The sequence below is a fragment of the Janthinobacterium sp. PC23-8 genome (assembly GCF_002250505.1).
GTDB lineage: Bacteria > Pseudomonadota > Gammaproteobacteria > Burkholderiales > Burkholderiaceae_D > Janthinobacterium.
Genome location: NZ_NJGY01000003.1, coordinates 144,190 through 160,666 on the forward strand (window position 1 = coordinate 144,190; position 16,477 = coordinate 160,666).

At 62.0% G+C, this 16,477-nt stretch carries 14 protein-coding genes; 11 read left to right on the top strand and 3 right to left on the bottom strand.

Annotated elements, in window-relative coordinates:
• The first annotated feature begins 2 nt into the window (after positions 1 to 2).
• From CD932_RS20135 to CD932_RS20155, 5 genes are all read left to right on the top strand, one after another.
• The gene (locus tag CD932_RS20135) at positions 3 to 659 is read left to right on the top strand and encodes a hypothetical protein (RefSeq protein WP_141213324.1); all 657 of its coding nucleotides are present in this window, start codon (positions 3 to 5) and stop codon (positions 657 to 659) included.
• A gap of 148 nt (positions 660 to 807) precedes the next feature.
• Complete coding sequence (locus CD932_RS20140; RefSeq protein WP_094445276.1) at positions 808 to 3,402, top strand: DUF349 domain-containing protein; 2,595 nt, start codon at positions 808 to 810, stop codon at positions 3,400 to 3,402.
• A complete protein-coding gene (moaE, locus tag CD932_RS20145) occupies positions 3,399 to 3,875 on the top strand; it encodes a molybdopterin synthase catalytic subunit MoaE (protein WP_094444600.1) in 477 nt (158 codons plus the stop codon). The genes CD932_RS20140 and moaE overlap by 4 nt, the downstream gene beginning before the upstream one ends.
• Before the next feature lie 137 nt (positions 3,876 to 4,012).
• On the top strand, positions 4,013 to 6,619 hold the full coding sequence (clpB, locus tag CD932_RS20150; RefSeq protein ID WP_094444601.1) for an ATP-dependent chaperone ClpB: 2,607 nt from the start codon (positions 4,013 to 4,015) through the stop codon (positions 6,617 to 6,619).
• Between the two features lie 131 nt (positions 6,620 to 6,750).
• Entirely contained in the window at positions 6,751 to 7,836 is a 1,086-nt protein-coding gene (locus tag CD932_RS20155) for a polyamine ABC transporter substrate-binding protein (RefSeq protein WP_176461112.1), read from the top strand.
• A 64-nt stretch (positions 7,837 to 7,900) separates the two neighbouring features.
• Here the strand turns inward: CD932_RS20155 and CD932_RS29485 are convergent, their stop codons facing one another.
• The 3 genes from CD932_RS29485 to ppk1 form a co-directional block, all read right to left on the bottom strand.
• Positions 7,901 to 8,026 (bottom strand): hypothetical protein, encoded by a 126-nt coding sequence (locus CD932_RS29485; RefSeq protein WP_254926692.1) that lies wholly within the window; start codon positions 8,024 to 8,026, stop codon positions 7,901 to 7,903.
• Between the two features lie 149 nt (positions 8,027 to 8,175).
• Positions 8,176 to 8,634 (bottom strand): phosphohistidine phosphatase SixA, encoded by a 459-nt coding sequence (sixA, locus tag CD932_RS20160; RefSeq protein WP_094444603.1) that lies wholly within the window; start codon positions 8,632 to 8,634, stop codon positions 8,176 to 8,178.
• Positions 8,635 to 8,680: 46 nt separating this feature from the next.
• On the bottom strand, positions 8,681 to 10,771 hold the full coding sequence (ppk1, locus tag CD932_RS20165; RefSeq protein ID WP_094444604.1) for a polyphosphate kinase 1: 2,091 nt from the start codon (positions 10,769 to 10,771) through the stop codon (positions 8,681 to 8,683).
• Positions 10,772 to 11,060: 289 nt separating this feature from the next.
• Between ppk1 and pstS the strand changes: the two genes are divergently transcribed.
• From pstS to CD932_RS20195, 6 genes are all read left to right on the top strand, one after another.
• The gene (pstS, locus tag CD932_RS20170; RefSeq protein ID WP_094444605.1) at positions 11,061 to 12,110 is read left to right on the top strand and encodes a phosphate ABC transporter substrate-binding protein PstS; all 1,050 of its coding nucleotides are present in this window, start codon (positions 11,061 to 11,063) and stop codon (positions 12,108 to 12,110) included.
• A 208-nt stretch (positions 12,111 to 12,318) separates the two neighbouring features.
• Entirely contained in the window at positions 12,319 to 13,290 is a 972-nt protein-coding gene (gene pstC / locus CD932_RS20175; protein ID WP_094445277.1) for a phosphate ABC transporter permease subunit PstC, read from the top strand.
• Complete coding sequence (pstA, locus tag CD932_RS20180; RefSeq protein WP_094444606.1) at positions 13,287 to 14,183, top strand: phosphate ABC transporter permease PstA; 897 nt, start codon at positions 13,287 to 13,289, stop codon at positions 14,181 to 14,183. Before pstC ends, pstA begins: the two co-directional genes overlap by 4 nt.
• A 39-nt stretch (positions 14,184 to 14,222) precedes the next feature.
• Entirely contained in the window at positions 14,223 to 15,017 is a 795-nt protein-coding gene (gene pstB, locus CD932_RS20185) for a phosphate ABC transporter ATP-binding protein PstB (protein ID WP_094444607.1), read from the top strand.
• Between the two features lie 45 nt (positions 15,018 to 15,062).
• Complete coding sequence (gene phoU, locus CD932_RS20190; protein WP_094444608.1) at positions 15,063 to 15,773, top strand: phosphate signaling complex protein PhoU; 711 nt, start codon at positions 15,063 to 15,065, stop codon at positions 15,771 to 15,773.
• A 5-nt stretch (positions 15,774 to 15,778) separates the two neighbouring features.
• Complete coding sequence (locus CD932_RS20195; protein ID WP_094444609.1) at positions 15,779 to 16,468, top strand: response regulator; 690 nt, start codon at positions 15,779 to 15,781, stop codon at positions 16,466 to 16,468.
• Positions 16,469 to 16,477 lie beyond the last annotated feature (9 nt).

Sequence of the window (16,477 nt, forward strand, 5' to 3'; positions counted from 1 at the left end):
GCATGCTTACAGCAACCTATACTTTGGTGTCCTTGTCGGTCGAGCAGGCCAGCATCCGCGTAAGCCTGCTGTCGTTTCAGCAGTATATGCACGCGCTGTTGCGCCAGCAGCAACAGCTGTCCATGGCGCATCTGGACTACGCGTGCGACTGGCTCAAGCGCCTGTACCAGTGCGGCTACTGGCGCAAGGTCGACCAGTACCTGGTGCCGGCGATACGCCGGGCCACGCCGCACGCCGACGGCTTGCTGGAAGAATTGGGCAAGCTCAATCATGCGGCGCTGGAAAGCGTCAATCTGGTGCAGCTGCGCACCATGGCGGCCATCGACAGCGCCGAACGGCTGGGGTCGCAAGTGGAGCAGTTGGGTGCGGCCATCGACAGTTTTTGCGCCGCCCTGATGGCGCGCCTGGAAATGGAAGAGCGTGAATTGTTTGCCCTGGCGCGCCGGGTGATTGCCGGCGACGCCTGGTTTGCCATCGCCTACCAGTTCCTGGCCCACGATGCGCGCGTCGCCGAAAACCGCCACAACAAGGCGCGCGTGCTGCCGTTCGTGCAGAGCGCCGTCGTGTCCCACGCCAGCGTGCCGGCGCATGCGCCGGCAGTGGCCGCTAACTGCGCCGCCGCGGCTGGCACGCCTGGCCAGCATCACCACGTGGCATGAAGTCGCCGCTGGGGCCGGTTTGATGAAAAAATTTTAAGTTAATTATCTGTTAATTATCTGATAGTTATCTGTTAATTACGCGATTGCTCTCTGATGCAATGCCCCTGGCTTTGTTATGATGGTGGTTTTGATCCACGCGAAACCCGTCATGTTCGAATTTCTCTTCAAGCGTTCTGCCAGCAAGGTCAGCAAGGCTGGCAAAACCACCGCACCGGATCCTGTGGCGGCAGAGCAGGCCGCCGCCACGGCGCAGAGCGCTTCGCGCCGCGCCGAACAGCTGGCGCGCGCGCATGCCGTGGCCGGCGATGAGGCGGCCGCCTTTGACTTCATTATTGGCAGCGAATTTGCCGAAGCCCGCCTGATCGCGGCCGAACATGTACACGCGCTGCCGCTGCTGGAAAAAGTCCACCAGGCGATGCGCAATACCGACCGCCGCGTCGCCAAGCTGGTGCAGGGCCGCATCGACCTGATACGCCACCAGGGGGCCGAAGCGCAGCGCGCCCAGGCCAGCATCGCCACCGCGCAGCGCCTGCTGGACGATGAAAAACTCAGTCCCAACCAGGTCGCCGAGCTCGATCGTCAATGGCAGGTCATCAAGGCCACCCCAGAGCTGGCCGAACAGTTCACCGCCGCGCGCGCCGCCCTGGCGCAGCGCCTGGAAGCGCAAGTGGTGCTGCAGCGCGCCGTGATCGACGCCGTCGCTTGCGCGCGCAAGCTGGCCACCGGCGGCCAGTCGGCGCAGGAACTGGCGCAAGCGCTGGCAAGCCTCGACGCCGGGCACGCGCTGCACGGGCAGTCGCCCGAGCGCGCATCGCTGCCGAAACATCTGGCACTCGACTTTGCCCAGGCGCGCGAGCAGGCGCAAACAGCCTTGCAGGCGCTGCAGCAGCACCAGGCCGTGTTCGACGCGCGTCAGGCGGCATTGACCGAATGGCAGGCGCAGGACGCCGCCACGCTCGACGCGGACGCCATCAAGCGCGCCTGGCAAGCGCTGCCGCGCCTGCCAGAGTCGCCGCTGTCCGATACCTTGCAGCAGCAGTTCGACTCCTTGCTGGCCAGCGCACCGGCGCCGGCGGCCCCGGAAGCGGCGCCTGCCGCCGAACCTGCGCAATCGAGCTCAAACACGCGCAAAGCGCGCGCCGAAGCGGCGCCGGTCTCGAAAGAAAGCAGCGAGCAGTTCTTCAAGGCGCTCGACGCCATGGAAGCGGCGCTGGCCGAAGGCCTGCTGCATGTGGCCTCCGAGCACGACAAAACCCTGCGTGAGAGCAAGCATGGCCGCTTGACGCCGGCCCAGGCCGACCGCCTGGCCCATGTGCGCGCGCAGTTCAAGCAACTGGCCGACTGGGCGCGCTGGGGCGGCAACGTCTCGCGCGAGGAACTGGTCAAGGCGGCCGAGGAATTGCCGGCGCAAGAACTGCCGATGAGCGAACTGGCACGCAAGGTCGGCAGCCTGCGCGAGCGCTGGAAGTCGCTCGATACCTTGTCCGGCCCGGCCCCCAAGTCGCTGTGGGAGCGGTTCGACGCCGCCTGCACGGTGGCCTACGCGCCGGCTGCCCAGCATTTCAGGCAGCTGGCCGACGAGCGCCACGGCAATGCCGCGAAGGCGCGGGAACTGATCGTTGAGGCGACCGCCCTGGCTGCCGAGGAAAGCACCGACTGGAAACAGGTGGCTTCGAACTCGCAGCGGCTGCGCCAGGCCTGGACGCGCCTGGGCACCATCGACCGCAAGGACAAGAAACGCCTGGACGGTGAATTCGGCGCGGCGCTGGACGCCTTGTCGAAACCGCTCGATACCCAGCGCCAGATCGAAACGGCGCGCCGCGAGCAATTGATCGTCGAAGTGGGCCTGCTGAAACCGTCCGAACGCAATACGGTTGACATGCTCAAGGCCTTGCAGGACAAATGGCAGGAACTGGCCAAGGCCTTGCCGCTGGAGCGCCGCGCCGAGCAGGCGCTGTGGCAGCGTTTCCGCGCCGCTTGTGACGACATCTTTGCGAAACGCAAGGAAACGGCGCATGCGGCCGACCATGAGCGGCGCGAACACCTGCATGCGCGCGAGGCGCTGTGCGCGGCGCTGGAAACGGCTGTCGTGCCTGAAGGCGACGACAGGCAGCGCACGGCGGCCATCGCCACCTTGCTGCGCGAGACGCGCGCCGCCTGGAACGCCACCGGGCCCGTGCCGCGCGCCAGCGAAGCGAAGCTCGAGCAGCGCTACCAGGCCGCTGTCGCCTCGGTGCAGGCGCAGGCCGACGCCATCGTCCAGCGCGCCGGCGCGGCGCAGGCGAACGCCATGCGCGACAAGCTGCGCCTGGTGCAGGCACTGGAACTTGCGCTGGCCGACGGCGGCGCGCTCGATGCGCAGGTGTGGACCGAACGCTGGAGCACCTTGCCGCCGCTCGACGCGCAATACGAACGCAGCCTGCAGACGCGCTTTGCCGCCGCACTGGCCGCCATGGGCGAGCACAGCGCCGCCCATGTGGCCAGGCTGCAGGCGAACGTGCCGCGCCTGCTGGAAGAAGTGCTGCGTCTGGAAATCGTCGCCGGCGTCGACAGCGGCGCCGAGTTCGCGCGCGACCGCCTGAAGATGCAGGTCGACGTGCTGCAGTCGTCCCTGAAATTGGGCCAGAAGCCGCTCACGCAAGCGTCGCAGCTGATGCAGCTATGCGCGATCGCCGCGCTGACGGACGCGCGCACGGCCAGCCGCATCGAGGCGCTGCTGCGCCGCATCGGCGGTGGCGCATGACGACGACCACAGTCACGGTCAGCGTGCGCATCCAGGAAGCCGATTTTGACCTGAGCGAAGAAATCGCACAATTGCGCGCGCATGACCCCAGAGTGGGCGCCGTGGTGGGCTTCGTGGGCACCGTGCGCGACATGAACGAAGGACTGGACGTGGCCTCGATGGAACTCGAACACTATCCGGGCATGACCGAAAAGGCGATCGAGGCCATCGTCGCGCAGGCACAGGCACGCTGGCCGCTGGCCGGCGCCCTTGTGATTCACCGCGTCGGACCATTGCGGCCGCAGGAGCAGATCGTGCTGGTGGCGGTGGCGTCCGGCCACCGCGGCGAAGCCTTTGCCGCCTGCGAATTCATTATCGACTACCTGAAAACGGCTGCGCCGTTCTGGAAGAAGGAAGCGACGCCGGCGGGCGCGCGCTGGGTCGATGCGCGCGTGACGGACGAAACCGCGCTCGACAAATGGCGCACTGACTAGATTAGCCCACGCAGGTCAAGCTTCCCGCACATGGCGATGCGGCGCCACTGCATTATTTTCTTGCAATGTGTATGCTTGAAAAGGACCGCCACACCCCAATTTGATTCACAACGAATTAACCGGGAGCACCTTTCATCATGCGTCAAGATAAACTCACCACCAAACTGCAAGAAGCCCTGGCCGACGCGCAAAGCCTGGCCGTGGGCAACGACAATCCCTATATCGAACCGGTACACCTGCTCACCAGCCTGCTGAACCAGGACGACGGCGGCGCGCGCTCGCTGTTAGCGCGGGCCGGCGCCAATGTGAGCGGCCTGTCGAAGGCGCTGACATCCTCGCTGGAACGGCTGCCGAAAGTGTCCGGCACGGGCGGCGATGTGCAGATCAGCCGCGAATTTGCGGCCCTGTTGAACCTGGCCGACAAGGAAGCGCAAAAGGCCGGCGACCAGTTCATTTCCAGCGAAATGGTACTGCTGGCCATGGTTGACGACAAGTCCGACGCCGGCAAGCTCGCGCGCGAAAACGGCCTGAGCCGCAAGTCGCTGGAGTCCGCCATCGAGGCCGTGCGTGGCGGCAATAAAGTGGACTCGCAGGAGGCCGAAGGCCAGCGCGAGGCGCTGAAAAAATACACGCTGGACCTGACCGAGCGCGCGCGCAAGGGCAAACTCGACCCCGTGATCGGCCGCGACGATGAAATTCGCCGCACCATCCAGATTTTGCAGCGCCGCACCAAGAACAACCCGGTGCTGATCGGCGAGCCCGGTGTCGGCAAGACGGCCATCGTCGAAGGCCTGGCGCAGCGCATTGTCAATGGCGAGGTGCCCGAGTCGCTGAAAGGCAAGCGCGTGCTGTCGCTGGACATGGCGGCCCTGCTGGCCGGCGCCAAGTACCGCGGCGAGTTCGAGGAACGCCTGAAATCCGTGCTGAAAGAGCTGGCCATGGATGAAGGCCAGAGCATCGTCTTTATCGACGAGATGCACACCATGGTCGGCGCCGGCAAGGCCGAAGGCGCGATGGACGCCGGCAATATGTTGAAACCGGCCCTGGCGCGCGGCGAGCTGCACTGCGTGGGCGCCACCACGCTCGACGAGTACCGCAAATATATCGAGAAGGACGCCGCGCTCGAGCGCCGCTTCCAGAAGGTGCTGGTCGATGAGCCGACGGTGGAGGCGACGATCGCCATCCTGCGCGGCCTGCAGGACAAATACGCGCTGCACCACAAGGTCGAGATCACGGACGCGGCCATCATCGCGGCAGCGGAATTGTCGCACCGCTACATCACCGACCGCTTCCTGCCCGACAAGGCCATCGACCTGATCGACGAAGCGGCGGCCAAGATCAAGATCGAGATCGATTCCAAGCCGGAAGTGATGGACCGCCTGGAACGGCGGCTGATCCAGCTGAAGATCGAAAAAGAGGCCGTCAAGAAGGAAAAAGACGAGGCGTCCTTGCGCCGCCTGGGCCTGATCGACGAGGAGATCGTCAAGCTGCAGCGCGAATACAATGATTTCGAGGAAATCCTGAAGGCGGAAAAAGCCGTGGTGCAGGGCAGCACGCATATCAAGGAAGAGATCGAAAACGTCAAGCTGCAGATGGAGCAGGCCACGCGCGAGAGCAACTGGCAGAAGGTGTCGGAGCTGCAGTACGGCAAGCTGCCGCAACTCGAAGCGCAGTTGAAGCAGGCCGACAGCGGGCTGGCGAAAGGGCCGTCGGACCAGCCGAAACTGCTGCGCACGCAAGTGGGCGCCGAAGAGATCGCCGAAGTGGTGTCGCGCGCGACCGGCATCCCCGTGTCGCGCATGATGCAGGGCGAACGCGACAAGCTGCTGCATATCGAAGAGAAGCTGCACGAGCGCGTGGTGGGCCAGGACGAAGCGATCACCGCCGTGGCCGACGCGATCCGCCGCTCGCGCGCCGGCCTGTCGGACCCGAACCGTCCGTATGGCTCCTTCATGTTCCTGGGGCCGACGGGGGTCGGCAAGACCGAGCTGAGCAAGGCGCTGGCGACCTTTTTGTTCGATACCGAAGAATCGATGATACGCATCGACATGAGCGAATTCATGGAGAAACATTCGGTGGCCCGCCTGATCGGCGCGCCGCCCGGCTATGTGGGTTACGACGAGGGCGGCTACCTGACGGAAGCGGTGCGCCGCAAGCCGTACAGCGTGATTTTGCTCGACGAAGTGGAAAAAGCCCACGCCGACGTGTTCAACGTGCTGCTGCAGGTGTTGGACGATGGCCGCATGACGGACGGGCAGGGGCGCACGGTGGACTTCAAGAATACCGTCATCATCATGACCTCGAACCTGGGTTCGCATAAAATCCAGGCGATGGAAAGCGATGATCCCGGCGTCGTCAAGCTGGCCGTGATGGCCGAGGTACGCTCTCACTTCCGGCCCGAGTTCGTCAACCGTATCGACGAGATCGTGGTGTTCCATGGCCTCGACGAGAAAAATATCGGCGCGATCGCCAAGATCCAGCTGAAGATCCTCGAAGAGCGCCTGGCGCGCATGGACATGGGCCTGTCGCTGACCGATGCCGCGCTGCAGAAGATCGCGGAAGCGGGCTACGATCCGGTCTACGGCGCACGGCCATTGAAACGGGCGATCCAGCAGCAGATCGAAAATCCGCTGTCCAAGCTTATCCTCGAAGGCAAGTTTGGTCCGAAGGACGAGATCCGCATCGATGCACAGGGCGGCAACCTGGTGTTTACGGGCGCGCTGGTGGGCCTGGACAAAGTGTAATTTTCCTGTTGCCAGGCCGCGAGGGCGCGATCAGGGTAGACCTGAGCGCGCCCTTGTTGCTATCATCAACAGTATTTTCTGATGACTCTGGAGGTTGGGATATGGCAAGCAAATGGCAGGCAGGACGACGCATGGTACTGGGCATGACGCTGGCGGCGGCCGTGCTGGCGGTGCCCGCGCATGCGCAGGAAGAAAAAGTCCTGAATATCTACAACTGGTCCGACTATATCGGCGACGAGACGATCAAGAATTTTGAGAAGGAAACCGGCATCAAGGTGCGCTACGACGTTTTCGACAATAACGAAATCCTCAACGCGAAACTGGTGGCCGGCAAGTCGGGCTATGACATCGTGGTGCCGACCGCCCAGTGGGCGCGGCTGCAGATCGACGCGGGCCTGCTGCGCAAGCTCGACAAGAGCAAGCTGAACAACATCGGCAACCTCGACGCCAACCTGCAGGCCAAGCTGGCCAGGATCGATCCGAACAATGATTACCTGGTCGACTGGCTGTGGGGCTACACCACGGTGGGCATCAACGTCAACAAGGTCAAGGCCGCGCTGGGCGCCATGCCGATGCCGGAAAACGCCTGGGACCTGATTTTCGACCCCAAGTATGTGTCGAAGCTCAAATCGTGCGGCGTCTCCTTCCTCGATTCGCCGTCCGAAGTGCTGCCGGCCGCGCTGCAATACCTGAACAAGCCGGCGTATTCGAAAACGGCGGCCGACTACCAGGAAGCGGGCAAGGTGCTGCAGGCCATCCGTCCCTACGTGACCTTGTTCAGCTCGTCTGGCTATATCAATGACATGGCCAACGGTTCCGTCTGCGTGGCGCTGGGATGGTCGGGCGACATCAATATCGCGCGCCAGCGTGCCTTGGACGCCAGGAACGGCAATGTGATCCAGGTTCTGGTGCCGAAAACGGCGGCGCTGATGTTCGACACGATGGCGATTCCGGCCGACGCGCCGCACCCGAACAATGCGCACGCCTTTATCAACTACATCCTGCGCCCGCAAGTGCATGCCAGCCTGAGCAACAAGGTGTTCTACGCCAACCCGAATGTGCCGAGCCTGAAATACGTGCGCAAGGACATCGCCGAGAACAAGGCCATCTTTTTGTCGGACGCCGACAAGCAGCGCATGGCCGCACCCGAGCCGATCACGGCCGATATCCGCCGACTGATGACGCGTATCTATACCAAGTTCAAAACGGGAGTCTGAAAAACAGCAACGGCGCGAGGGACGTTGATATCGTCACTGGCGCCATTGATTGGAGCTCGCTGCGCTACTCGTGATAGCGGTCCATCAGTTTGTGGTGGCTGCCGCGCATCTCTTCGATCAGCTCAAAGGCGACAAAGCCGATGATGGCGGCGAAGATGGCGATAAAGAGAAAGACAAGAAAGGTCAACATACTATTTCAGCCGCCGTTGGACGGCCGTCCGCTGGGTTGCACAATGCGCCCCAGCGAGGCCAGGGCGCGGTGTTGATGCAATTAAACTCTAGCAGATAGTCGGCGCTTTACAAGCCGCCTCGGCCTTGGTTGTTGCGCGGGCTTGACCTTTACTTCACTACCAGGTCGTGCGCCATCACGGCCTTCAGATAGACGCTCAGGGCGTCGCCCGGTTCGCGCTGCGAAAACCACCAGGCGCTGGCCTTGCGCATGTCCCAGTCCTGTTCCTCCCCCGTCAGCAGCAGCGCGGCCGCCTGGCCCAAAGTGGGCTGGTGGCCGACGATCAGCACGGTTTCCTTGTTGCCGGGCCAGTTGGCCGCTTTCAGGATATCTTCCGCTTCGGCGCCGGGCGCCAGTTCCGGCATCAGCTTGAACTTGCGGCCCAGCGCCTCGGCCGTTTGCAAGGTGCGCACGGCCGGGCTGACGAGGATGCGGCAATTGTCGGGCAATTGCGAACCGAGCCATTCAGCCATGCGGCGCGCCTGTTTCTGGCCCTTGACGGTCAGCGCGCGTTCCAGGTCGGGCAAGCCCGGTTCGGCTTCGGCATGGCGCCACAAGATAAGATCCATGATGTGTTCCTCCTGGTCGGTGCGATTGGCGATGCGTTCGGCGGGCTTACTCGCCCACGTCCGGGGCGGGTGTGCCCAGGTTGTGCATCAGGTATTGCTGGGCGCTGAACGGCGTCTGTTTGGCGCGCGGCTTGCGGCGCGTGTACTGGCCGCTCGACTCCAGTTCCCAGGCATTCGTATTATCCTTCAAATACGGATTGAGGCCTTCGGCAATCACGCGGCGTTTCAAGGCCCGGTCCAGGATCGGGAACGCCACTTCCACGCGGCGGAACAGGTTGCGGCTCATCCAGTCGGCGCTGGCCAGGTAGACATCGTGCGCCAGGTCGTTGCGGAAGTAATAGATGCGGCTGTGCTCGAGGAAGCGGCCGATCACCGAGCGCACCTTGATGTTTTCCGACAAGCCCGGCACGCCCGGTTTCAGGGTGCAGGCGCCGCGCACGATCAGGTCGATCTTCACGCCATCGGTCGAGGCCGCATACAGGGCGCGGATCACCGACTCATCGACCAGCGCATTGATCTTGACGATGATGCGGCCGCGCCGGCCCGAGCGGGCGATCTTCGCTTCGTTGCGGATGGCCTTGATGATCTCGCTTTGCAGGCCGAACGGCGCCAGCCACAGATGGCTCAGATTGTGCGGCTTGGTCAGGCTGGTCAGGTGGATAAACACTTCGTTCACTTCCACCGCCAGGTCCTGCTTGGCGGTCAAGAGGCCAAAGTCGGTGTACAGCTTGGTGGTGGTCGGGTGGTAGTTGCCGGTGCCCAGGTGTGCATAGAAGCGCAGCGCGCCTTCTTCGCGGCGGATCACCAGCGCCACCTTGGCGTGGGTCTTCAGGCCGACCACGCCGTACACCACCTGCGCGCCGGCTTGTTCCAGCTTGTCGGCCCAGTTGATATTGGCTTCTTCGTCGAAGCGCGCCATCAGTTCGACGATGACGGTCACTTCCTTGCCCAGCTTGGCGGCCATGATCAGGGACTCCATCAGGTCCGAATTCATGCCGGTGCGGTAAATCGTCTGCTTGATGGCCACCACGCTCGGGTCGTAGGCGGCGCTGCGGATAAAGTCGATCACCGTCTGGAACGATTGATACGGGTGGTGCAGCAGGATGTCATGTTTGGCCAGCGCGGCAAAGATGTCGTTGCCGATGGCTTTGTTGGCCAGGCCCGGGAAGAACGGCGCGAAGCGCAAGGCCGGCTGCTTGACGTGGTCGATCATTTCCGACAGGCGCACCAGATTGACGGGGCCGTTGACGCGGTACAAGCGGCTCTGGTCCAGACTGAACTGGTCGAGCAGGAATTGCGACAGTTCTGGCGGGCAGTTGCGCGCCACTTCCAGGCGTACCGAGGTGCCGAACTGGCGACCCACCAGTTCGCCTTTCAGGGCCTGGCGCAGGTTCTTGACTTCGTCTTCGTCCACCCACAGGTCGCTGTCGCGCGTGACGCGGAACTGCGAATAGGCGATCACTTCGCGCCCGGCGAACAGGTCCGAGATATGCGCGTGTATGACGGAAGACAACAAACAGAAGGACACGCCATCGGAAATCTCGTCGGGCAGCTTGATCACGCGCGGCAAGACGCGTGGCGCCTTGACGATGGCGATCGCCGTGCCGCGGCCGAAGGCGTCCTTGCCACTCAATGAGACGATGAAATTGAGGCTCTTGTTGATTACTTGTGGAAACGGGTGCGCCGGGTCCAGGCCGATCGGCGTCAACAGCGGGCGCACTTCGCGGTCGAAATAATCCTTGACCCAGGCGCGCTGCGCCTCGTTGCGGTCCTGGTCGCGCAGCAGGTGCACGCCCGCCGCGCGCAGGGCCGGCAGCACGTCATTATTGAGGATTTCGTATTGTTGTTCCACCAGCGCATGGCATTCCTTGTCGATGCGCTGCAGGTTGGCTGCCAGGGTAGGGTGGCCGGCCAGAGTGCCGCCGATGCTGCCGGCCGCCAGCAGGCTGGCCACGCGCACTTCGAAGAACTCGTCCATGTTGCTGCTGACGATGCACAGATAGCGCAGGCGTTCGAGCAGGGGAATGTTCGGATCTTCCGCCTGCGCCATCACGCGCCGGTTGAAGGTCAGTTGCGACAATTCCCGGTCAAGCAGGATGCCCGACTTGGTCACTTCCGTGTGCAGTTCAGGTTTCATATTCTTCTAACTTTGCAGATAGTTAATTCTAGCCGTATTCGGGCGCGTTGACATGCGTAGACATGCCAATAGTGTAATCATGAAATATGACGAGACCGTGACATCGCGCGTCATAAAGGCGCTTCCAGCATGTCATGAAACGCGTGCAAACGCCGGGTTTTCGGGGCGTAGGCAAATATTTCAACAAATTTCAGGCATGTCATAAAGCTGTCATATTCGATTGCTAGACTGCACAGCATTAACCGGGGCGTGACGCTCCAACAACCTTGTAATAACCTGAGGACTTGATATGCAAATGAAGCAAATGTTCAAATTTATCGTCGTGGGTGCTTCGGCAGCGATGGCATTTTCTTCCGCTTCCGTCATGGCGGCAGATATGACAGGTGCTGGTGCAACGTTCCCGTACCCGATCTACGCCAAATGGGCCGAGACCTACAAGGCCAGCACCGGCAACGGCCTGAACTATCAATCCGTGGGTTCCGGCGCAGGCATCAAGCAAATCAAGGCCAAGACCGTTGATTTCGGCGCGTCCGACATGCCATTGACGGCAGCAGAGCTGGAAGAAGCCGGCCTGATGCAATTCCCGGCCATCATGGGCGGCGTGGTCACCATTGTCAATCTGGACGGCGTCAAGCCCGGCCAGCTGAAAATGACCGGCAAGGTTGTTGCCGACATCTACCTGGGCAAGATCACCAAATGGAGCGCGCCGGAAATTGCCGCCCTGAACACCGGTGTCAAGCTGCCGGACACGGAAATCACCGTGGTGCACCGCGCCGACGGTTCGGGCACGTCGTTCCTGTTCACCGACTTCCTGTCGAAAACCAACCCGGAATTCAAATCGAAAATCGGTGCTGGCTCGGCCGTGAAATGGGCTGTGGGCGTGGGCGGCAAGGGTAACGAAGGCGTCGCCGCCAACGTGCAGCGCATCAAGGGTGCGATCGGCTACGTCGAGTGGGCGTATGCCAAGAAAAACCACATGTCGCACACCCAGCTGCAAAACAAGGATGGCAACTACCTGCAGCCTGACGACGACAACTTCAAGGCCGCTGCCGCTTCGGCGCCCTGGACCCAAACCCCCGGCTTCGGCGTGGTGCTGACCGACCAGGCTGGCAAGAACAGCTGGCCGATCACCGGCGTGTCGTTCATTCTGATGTACAAAGTACAAGCCGATGCCGCCAAAGGCAAGGAAGTGCTGAAGTTCTTCGACTGGGCCTACAAGAACGGTGGCGCCGCCGCCGTTGAACTGGACTACGTGCCGATGCCGGCGTCGGTCGTGAAACTGGTGCAGGAATCGTGGAAAGCCAATCTGAAAGATGCGTCCGGCAAGGCCATCTACTAATCTGCATGGTATTGCCATAAAGTCCCTTCCTTGCGTCGCCGCGCCTGCGGCGGGGCAGGGAGTTAGCCAGGACCGCCCGCCGCCTTGGCAGGCGCTCCCGGCTAAACGAGTAAAAACAGTCATCCAGCTGTACCGTCAGCACCACCACACTTGGCCCAATATGAGCGCACAATCTACTTCTTCCACGATTTCAATGTCAGGCGCCAGCATGACCGACTCCATTAGTCATACAGCAATGATGTCGGTCATGCGCAAGCAGCGCATGCAGGACTTCCTGTTCCACAAGGTGACGATGCTGTTCGCCCTGTCGGTGCTGGTAGTTCTTGTCGGCATCATCATTTCGCTGATCCACGAGTCGATCCCCGCCTTCAAGACCTTCGGCCTGCACTTCATCGTGTCGGCCGAGTGGGACCCGGTCAATGACCAGTACGGCGCGCTGATTCCCATCATCGGCACCCTGGTTACCTCCGTCATCGCCTTGCTGATCGCCTTTCCCGTCAGTTTCGGCATCGCCCTGTTCCTGACTGAAATCTGCCCGGCCTGGCTGCGCCGCCCGCTGGGCACGGCCGTCGAACTGCTGGCCGGCGTGCCGTCGATTATCTACGGCATCTGGGGCCTGTTCGTGTTCGCGCCGCTGTTTGCCGACTACGTGCAACCGGTGCTCAAAGCCACGCTGGGCAATGTGCCGCTGATCGGCCCGCTGTTCAGCGGCCCGATGATGGGCATCGGCCTGCTGACGGCCGGCCTGGTACTGGCCATCATGATCATCCCCTTCATCGCTTCGGTGATGCGCGACGTGTTCGAGATCGTGCCGGCGGTATTGAAGGAATCGGCCTACGGCCTGGGCTGCACGCGCTGGGAAGTGGTGCGCAAGATCGTGTTGCCATACACCAAGACCGGCGTGGTCGGCGGCGTCATGCTGGGCCTGGGCCGCGCCCTGGGCGAGACCATGGCCGTCACCTTCGTGATCGGTAACGCCAACAAGCTGTCCTGGTCGCTGTTTGCCGCCGGTAACAGCATCACCTCCCTGCTGGCCAATGAATTCGGCGAAGCACAATCGGCGCTGCACGTGTCCTCGCTGTTCTCGCTGGCGCTGATCCTGTTTGTCATCACCTTTATCGTCCTGTCCGCCGCCAAGCTGATGCTGGCTGGCATGTCCCGCAAAGAAGGCACCAAATGAGCCAAACCAGCCAAGTTAGCACTCTCGACGTACCGGCCAAGCCGGCCATGAACCCTGTCTACCGCAAGCGTTTGCTGATGCACCGCGTCGGTATCGCCCTGTCGATCGGCGCCATGGTGCTGGGCCTGGCCGTGCTGGTGTGGATTCTGTTCACGCTGGTGATCAAGGGCTTCGGCGCGCTGTCGTTCGACATGTTCACGCAAACCACGCCGGCCCCCGGCAGCGAAGGTGGCGGCCTGATCAATGCCATCGTCGGCAGCGGCCTGATGGTCGGCCTGGCAACCCTGGTCAGCACCCCGATCGGCATCTTTGCCGGCATCTACCTGGCCGAATACGGCGAAGAAAACAAGTTTGCGCAAGTGACGCGTTTCGTCACCGACATCATGCTGTCGGCCCCATCGATCGTGATCGGCCTGTTCGTGTATGCGCTGTATGTAGCGCAAGTAAAACACTTTTCGGGCTATGCCGGCGCCATCGCGCTGTCGCTGATCGCCGTGCCGGTGGTGGTGCGCACCACCGACAACATGCTGCGCCTGGTGCCCAACAGCCTGCTCGAAGCCGCGTTTGCGCTCGGCGCGCCGCGCTGGAAGGTCGCCACCCTGGTGCGCTTGCGCGCCGTCAAGGCCGGCGTGATCACGGGCGTGCTGCTGGCCCTGGCCCGTATCGCCGGCGAAACCGCACCGCTGCTGTTTACGGCCTTGAACAACCAGTTCCAGAGTTTGAACATGAACGCGCCGATGGCCAACCTGCCGTCCGTGATCGCCTCGTTCGCCATGAGCCCGTACGACAACTGGCGCTCGCTGGCCTGGGGTGGCGCACTGTTGATCACCTTCAGCGTACTGGCCCTGAACATCCTGTCGCGTACCGTGTTCAGCCAAAAAGTCCCCAATTAATCAGTAGCCGTTATCAGCTCATTACAGCGAAGCGAAACCATGCATACCCAAATGACTCCAGCCCAAGACGTGCTGCCAAAAAAGAAAACCATCGAAATTTCGGGCCTGAACTTTTTCTACGGCAAGACCCAGAGCTTGCACAACGTCAATCTCGATATCCATGAAAGGAAGGTCACGGCCTTTATCGGCCCGTCGGGCTGCGGCAAGTCGACTTTGCTGCGCACCCTGAACCGCATGTATGACCTGTATCCGGGCCAGCGCGCCGAAGGCTCGATCCTGTACCGCGGCCGCAACGTGCTCGACGCCGACCAGGACGTCAACATGCTGCGCGCCAAGGTCGGCATGGTGTTCCAGAAGCCGACGCCGTTCCCGATGTCGGTCTACGACAATATCGCCTTCGGCGTGCGCCTGTATGAAGACCTGTCGAAGGGCGAGATGGACGAGCGCGTCGAATGGGCCCTGAAAAAGGCCGCGCTGTGGGGTGAAGTGAAGGACAAGCTGACCAAGAGCGGCCTGTCGCTGTCGGGCGGCCAGCAGCAGCGCCTGTGCATCGCGCGCGGCGTGGCGGTGAAGCCGGACGTGCTGCTGCTCGACGAGCCGACTTCGGCGCTCGACCCGATTTCGACCGCCAAGGTGGAAGAGCTGATCAGCGAACTGAAACAGGATTACACGATCGCCATCGTGACTCACAACATGCAGCAGGCGGCGCGCTGCTCTGACTATACTGCCTATATGTACCTGGGCGAACTGGTGGAATTCGGCGAGACGGATCAGATCTTCATGAATCCTGCCCGCAAGGAAACCCAGGATTACATTACCGGCCGCTTCGGCTGATTCGCCCTGCAAGCGGCACACCATTACTGAATACGGAGAGACAGCATGTTAGGCGAACATTCATCCAAGCAATACGACAACGAACTCGAAGCGATCCGCTCGAAAGTTCTGCTGATGGGCGGCATCGTAGAAACCCAGTTCCTCGATGCGATGACCTGCTTTCGCATCGGCAATCCGGAGCGCGCCGACCGCGTGATGCGCGAAGACGACGTCGTCAACCAGCTTGAAGTGTCGCTCGACGACGCCTGCAGCCATTTGATCGTGCGCCGCCAGCCGACCGCCAACGACCTGCGCACCATCATGGCCACCGTCAAGATCATTACCGATCTCGAGCGCGTGGGCGACGAAGCGACCAAGATCGCCCGCGTGGCGAAGAATTTGCACAAGCGCGGCAACGGCGTCGTCAACCATTACGAGATGGTGCGTGGCGTGGCCAACACCGCCACCGACATGCTGCACGACGCGCTCGACGCGTTCGCGCGCAACGATGGCCAGCAGGCCCTGGCCCTGATTGCCCAGGACGCCATCATCGATCATGAATTTCGCTCTATCATGCGCAACCTGATTACGTTTATGATGGAAGACCCGCGCACGATCTCGGCGGCGCTCGATACCCTGTGGGTGGCCAAGGCCATCGAACGGATCGGCGACCATGCGAAAAACATCGCCGAGTACGTGATTTACGTGGTGGACGGCAAGGACATCCGCCACACCAAATCTTCCACTCCCGCCATTTCCGAGGAGCTCCCTGAGTAAGCTTTATGGCATCTGATAAAACCACGGTATTGATTGTTGAAGATGAGCCGGCCATCGTTGAACTGGTGACCTATTCGCTGCGCGAGTCCGGCTGGAATTGCTGTTCCGTACAAAATGTCGCCGATGCCTGGGACTTCATCCAGCACCGTACCCCGCACCTGATCCTGCTCGACTGGATGTTGCCGGACCAGACGGGACTGCGCTTGCTGTCGCGCATCCGCGCCGACCGCAATTTTGCCGCCATTCCGGTCATCATGCTCACGGCCAAGAGCATGGAAGAAGACAAGCTGGCGGGCCTCAACAGCGGCGCCGACGATTACGTCACCAAGCCGTTCTCGCCGCGCGAGCTGCTGGCGCGCGCCAAGGCCTTGCTGCGACGCAAGAGCCCGGAACACGCGCAGGCGCCCATGCGCGCCGGCAACGTGGCGCTGGACCCGGTCAGCTGCACCGTGATGATGGACGAGCAGAAGATCGATATCGGCCATGCCGAATACAAGTTGCTCAAATTCCTGCTGGCCCACCCGGAGCGCGTATTTTCGCGCAGCCAGCTGCTCGACAAGGTGTGGGGCGACCATGTGGTGATCGAGGAACGCACGGTCGATGTCCACGTATTGCGCTTGCGCAAAGCCTTGAAGGAGGCTGAAAGCCTGATCAAGACGGTGCGCAGCGTTGGCTATATGTTGTCTGAAAAATAAAGCCTGTCT

Bases quoted from the DNA above. Each gene is read 5' to 3' on its own strand.
- pstC (WP_094445277.1), top strand. From the start codon at position 12,319: ATGACCGACTCCATTAGTCATACAGCAATGATGTCGGTCATGCGCAAG.
- CD932_RS29485 (WP_254926692.1), bottom strand. From the start codon at position 8,026: ATGTTGACCTTTCTTGTCTTTCTCTTTATCGCCATCTTCGCCGCCATC.
- pstA (WP_094444606.1), top strand. From the start codon at position 13,287: ATGAGCCAAACCAGCCAAGTTAGCACTCTCGACGTACCGGCCAAGCCG.
- phoU (WP_094444608.1), top strand. From the start codon at position 15,063: ATGTTAGGCGAACATTCATCCAAGCAATACGACAACGAACTCGAAGCG.
- CD932_RS20140 (WP_094445276.1), top strand. From the start codon at position 808: ATGTTCGAATTTCTCTTCAAGCGTTCTGCCAGCAAGGTCAGCAAGGCT.
- clpB (WP_094444601.1), top strand. From the start codon at position 4,013: ATGCGTCAAGATAAACTCACCACCAAACTGCAAGAAGCCCTGGCCGAC.
- CD932_RS20155 (WP_176461112.1), top strand. From the start codon at position 6,751: ATGGTACTGGGCATGACGCTGGCGGCGGCCGTGCTGGCGGTGCCCGCG.
- pstB (WP_094444607.1), top strand. From the start codon at position 14,223: ATGCATACCCAAATGACTCCAGCCCAAGACGTGCTGCCAAAAAAGAAA.
- CD932_RS20135 (WP_141213324.1), top strand. From the start codon at position 3: ATGCTTACAGCAACCTATACTTTGGTGTCCTTGTCGGTCGAGCAGGCC.
- ppk1 (WP_094444604.1), bottom strand. From the start codon at position 10,771: ATGAAACCTGAACTGCACACGGAAGTGACCAAGTCGGGCATCCTGCTT.
- sixA (WP_094444603.1), bottom strand. From the start codon at position 8,634: ATGGATCTTATCTTGTGGCGCCATGCCGAAGCCGAACCGGGCTTGCCC.
- moaE (WP_094444600.1), top strand. From the start codon at position 3,399: ATGACGACGACCACAGTCACGGTCAGCGTGCGCATCCAGGAAGCCGAT.
- pstS (WP_094444605.1), top strand. From the start codon at position 11,061: ATGCAAATGAAGCAAATGTTCAAATTTATCGTCGTGGGTGCTTCGGCA.
- CD932_RS20195 (WP_094444609.1), top strand. From the start codon at position 15,779: ATGGCATCTGATAAAACCACGGTATTGATTGTTGAAGATGAGCCGGCC.